The organism is Candidatus Hydrogenedentota bacterium (assembly GCA_019695095.1).
Classification (GTDB): Bacteria; Hydrogenedentota; Hydrogenedentia; order Hydrogenedentales; family SLHB01; genus JAIBAQ01.
Map to the genome: position 1 here is coordinate 1 of JAIBAQ010000315.1, position 4,452 is coordinate 4,452.

Annotated in this window: 2 protein-coding genes and 1 pseudogene; all 3 read right to left on the reverse strand. The window is 57.3% G+C overall.

The features are described from left to right. Window positions 1-161: 161 nt before the first annotated feature. Entirely contained in the window at window positions 162-1,979 is a 1,818-nt protein-coding gene (locus K1Y02_25540; protein ID MBX7259745.1) for a glycoside hydrolase family 127 protein, read from the reverse strand. Window positions 1,980-2,726: 747 nt separating this feature from the next. Continuing rightward, window positions 2,727-2,804, reverse strand: a pseudogene (locus K1Y02_25545) (LysM domain-containing protein). Window positions 2,805-3,378: 574 nt separating this feature from the next. Beyond that, the coding region (locus K1Y02_25550; protein MBX7259746.1) for a hypothetical protein at window positions 3,379-4,452 on the reverse strand (1,074 nt) is incomplete at its 5' end.

Below are 4,452 nucleotides of genomic sequence, written 5' to 3' on the forward strand. Positions count from 1 at the left end.
TTTGTCGAGTACCACCGTCTCGACATTGGTGATAATGTCCTTAATGGCTTGCCGAAATGCGCTCAACCCTAGGCTCCTTTGAGGTTCAAACGGATACTACTCGGGCTTAAGACCCCTAGAAAATGACCCAACCCAAGTGTCCCGATCAAGCCCCCGTCCTATCAATAGACGTATTCAGCACCGCTGCCAACCAGTTCGTCATCGACGAAAGACTCGTCGTTGGGGTTGGGAACGTGGAGATACGTTTCCTCCCCGTTCGGGTCGGGAAACTCCGTCAGCGTCACTTCAAATGTGTGCTCTCCAAACGGATACCACTCGGTCGTGCGCCACGCCTTCACCTTGCACGCCAATCCGCCCGGGCGCACTGATTCGTCAGGGAACGGTCCCGTCAGCGTTTTCGGATCGATGGTAATGAGACGGAGGTTTTCCTTCTCCAACTCGGGATTGGCCTTCCGGCTCACGGTGAACACTTGCGGCCCCACCATCACGGCCACACGGCCTGCCTGCGCCACGCGTCCTTTGACCAATCTCGGCCCCATCGGAAACCGCAGTTCGATGCGGTCGCCAGGACGCCACTCCCGTGCGATGGAAACGGACGATTTCCCGCTCGGCGCGATCTTCTCGCCATTCACCTTGACTTCGGCTTCCTTGCACCAGTGTGGAATGCGCAGCGCCACGGCAAACGTCTTCGGCGCGCCCGGATCGACGTGAATTGTGACCGTGTCGCTGGCAGGGTATGCGGTCTCCTGCTTCAACTTCACCGAATCACCGCCAGGCAACGGGCACTCCGCTTCGGACGGCGTATAAAGATTCACCAGCACGCCGTCATTCCGCTGGAAGTAGATGAGCTGGGGCAACTCGGCGAGGATTCGCCGGTAGTTGCACGGACAACAGTACGTGTCTTCCTTGAAATACTCGCGGGGCCCTTCAAAAGGCGAGTAGTATCGGATCTTTCGGCCATCGGGCGACTGCGCCGCGAACAATGCGTTGTAGACGGCCCGCTCCATCAGATCGCCATAGCGGGGGTCGTCGTTCATGCACATCAAGTCTTCCCAGAACCGCAGCAAATATGCGGTGGCGCAGGTTTCGCCGAGGTTTGCCGCCCCTTCCTGGGTATTGTGCCAGCACTCGTGCTGGCCGCACGTGCCGATAATCGTCAGCCCGTCTTGTTTAGTCATGAAATCCATTGCCTTGCGCGACGGTGCCAGCAGACTCTCGCTGGGTTGCATGCGATACAGCGTCAATTGGGCCATCGCCCTGCTCATATACGCATATGCATGACCCGCGATTTGCCCCCAGCGCCCTTCTACAATGGGTCCGTCCCACTCCGGCAGCTTGCGGAACTTCGTGCAATACTCCAGGTATTTCGAGTCACCCGTAATCCCATACAATCTCAACATAGCTGGCTCGCTGCACGTCACCGCCATGTACGTCGTAATCTCGCCGTTTCCAGGAATTCGATCCGGCTCCGCCTCCCACCGCGCGATGATGTAATCGGCCGCCTTGCGCGCGGCATCAAGCGATGCTTTCTCGCCACAAAGCTCATAGTCCGACACAAGACCCCAAATGATGTACGACATTTCATGAATGTCCCACAGCGCAAAGACTCGCTGCTCCGGCTTGAAGTACCCGATGTATCCGTCCGGTTCCTGGGACGCAATCAATTCGCTGACAATCTGCTTCTTTTTCTCCATCACGCGCGGATCGCCGGAGTACACCGCATAATGCGCCAGCGCGTCGATGGTCTTCCCCAGCCCAATATATCCGCCCGTGGCCTTCTTCTCCTTGAATGGAGCCAGGAACTGCCCGTCTAGGTCCACGACCATCAGATTGTTGTTAAGCGTCACGTCGACACGGCGTCCGATTTCTCCGCCCACCTTGACCTTTGACGCGTCCAGCCGGTGCATCTTGTCACTGTCCGCCGCAATCGCGACACCTGCAACAAGTGCGAATACCAAGAACCCTGACACGATGCGCATAATGTGCCCCCTCTGAAGGTACCACTCTACCAAGGTCGTACCAATCGTACGTCTCACTCCAAGAATACGAAGTGCCCGAAGGCACACGCAAGCCAGAAGCTCTATCGAAATGCGAAATCAGACAATGAGTGGCGCTTAAGGGAATAGGTGATACAATGAAGGTAGTTGCAGCACGCCGCACCACGCGCGGCACAAGGCTAGGAGAACAATCATGCCGACAACGAAGTTGTATGCGTTGTTCATGCTCACGGTATGCCTCACCGTATCACACGCATCCGCCGACACGATCACCGTCAACGGCAAGAAACACGAGAACGTGATCGTGCGTCAAAGCGAAACACGGTACTATGTCCAAGACCCCGCCGACGGCTCGGTATTCAGCGTGGACAAGAAAGCGGTTTCCGATGGCGATGTCCAATTGAGTTCCACGCCCGTCGAACGTGCGGCCCTTCAGAGGAAATGGGAATTCGCCATGCGAGGTGAATCCGACACCGAAACCATCGGACTTCCCGAGCCTTCCATTGAGACCCGAAAAGCTGTTGAGCCGTTGAACGAGCGACCCGAACCGGTTCGGATAACGGCAGACGCATCCACCAAGCGCATTAACAGCCCCCGCTCATACTATTCGCCCGCTCCCGCGCCTTCCCGTTTGCGCGGCAACATGGGTAATCCGGGTGCCCTGCGCACCCGTGCCATCGCATTGGGTAACGGCGGCGACACCATGCCCAAGATTCTCGTCAGCAACAATGGCGGCCCTGGTGGCAGCATGGGGCTCGGAGGCGGCGGCTTTGGTGGAGGCGGGTTTGGCGGAGGCGGCTACGGCGGTTCACAGTTCACCAACATCTCGCAACTCTTCTCAAACATCGACGATACACTGGTTGGCGAAACACCCGCGCCTCTCGGCAACGAAGTCATGATCTCGCGTTAACAACCCTACAGGCGCAACTACAAGTTGCTGGTGAGTCCTACATCTGCGATTTCGGGATCGTAACGCGAAACCGGCATCCTGGAATCTTCAATCCGGGTCTCATGACCTGATACTTGACACCTGAGTTCTTGCTTCAAATTTCAAGTTTCGGACCTTGGACATTTCCTCGACTCCGGTGAAGAGTTGATGAAGGGTGGAATTGTGCGGGTGGTGAATGGGCTTGAAGGGTAAGAGATTCTCCCGCAGAGACGCGGAGGCGCAGGGAGACTGCGGTCTGGGACCGTATTCACTATAGACTGAAGTGGGAGAACTCACGTCTTATTCGATACTTGCGGCAAGAGAAGCATCTCTGCGCCTCTGCATCTCTGCGCCTCTGCGCGAGAATTCTTATATTGGTGACACTTTAGCCGTTTGCCGCGATGTTTGGGGGCAAACGGCTAAAGTGCTACGAGATTTCAAATCTCCCATCCCTCACCCAATCTTCGTGTAAAACGCCATCCCAAACCGCACGGCCATGACTACCTCAAACACCATCACCCTCGGCAACAACGCGATATTCAACGTCAACACACGCCCCGTCTTCAGGCGCTGAAATAGGTCGCGCCGATACGCGTCGAATTGGCGCCGGCGCGCCACATACCGGATCGCAAGGTCCTCATAGCCCGCCAACAACCCGTCGCGAATGTACTGCTCCGTCTGCACGACACGACGCCAAGAAGGTACCTGAACATCCAGACTCCGCAACCGCTCATCCACTTCCGCCGCCTTCTGCTGAAGCTTGCGGCGCACCCGATGGCTCAAATGCGCTCCACCCGCTCCCAACTCGTGAAGCCGTCGCGAAGCGCTCTCCAACAACCGTCGCAATTCCTGCGTCGCCTCGTCGCACCGGCCTTTCACGTCGCTCTCCGCGACACGCCGCTGCACCACCGCCCATTTGGCTCGAAGCTCCGCCAACGTAGCCCAACGCGGGTCTTCTTTCTTCCGCGTCAACATCCAGATTTCCTCGAACTCGAAAAACAGCGACCCGATCAACTTGCCGACGCCGAACAACTCGCGCGCGCGCCGTCGCGCGTAGGCAACCACGCCTTCGCGTTCGAACAACGGTCTGCGCTCTTTTCGGCCCTTTAACCGCAGTAATCCCGTCACCATCGGATGCGTGCCCATCGACTTCGCATAGCGATTCCACACCGCCAGCCAGAACATCCGCCAATACGAATCCGGTGTTTCCGTTCTCAAGAGCACGTTGACGATGTGCTCCTTGCTGTAGAACGTATCCCACGCCTCCTCATACAAGGCACGCCAATCACCCGGAGCCATGTTCGGATGACGGAAGGTCTCGTGAAAGCTGTCGAGATTGTTCAAATCGGCATCAATCGGTATCAGGGCCTCCACCATGCGCTTGTGGTCACGCGACCCCGGCAACGGCGTCAGCATGAAAAACGCCGCCTCATCTACCTTGATTTCGTCCCGCAACGACGCCAAATCCCGTCGTACCGACTCCTTCGTATCGTGCGGGAACCCAACGATGTATCCCACTTCCACAAG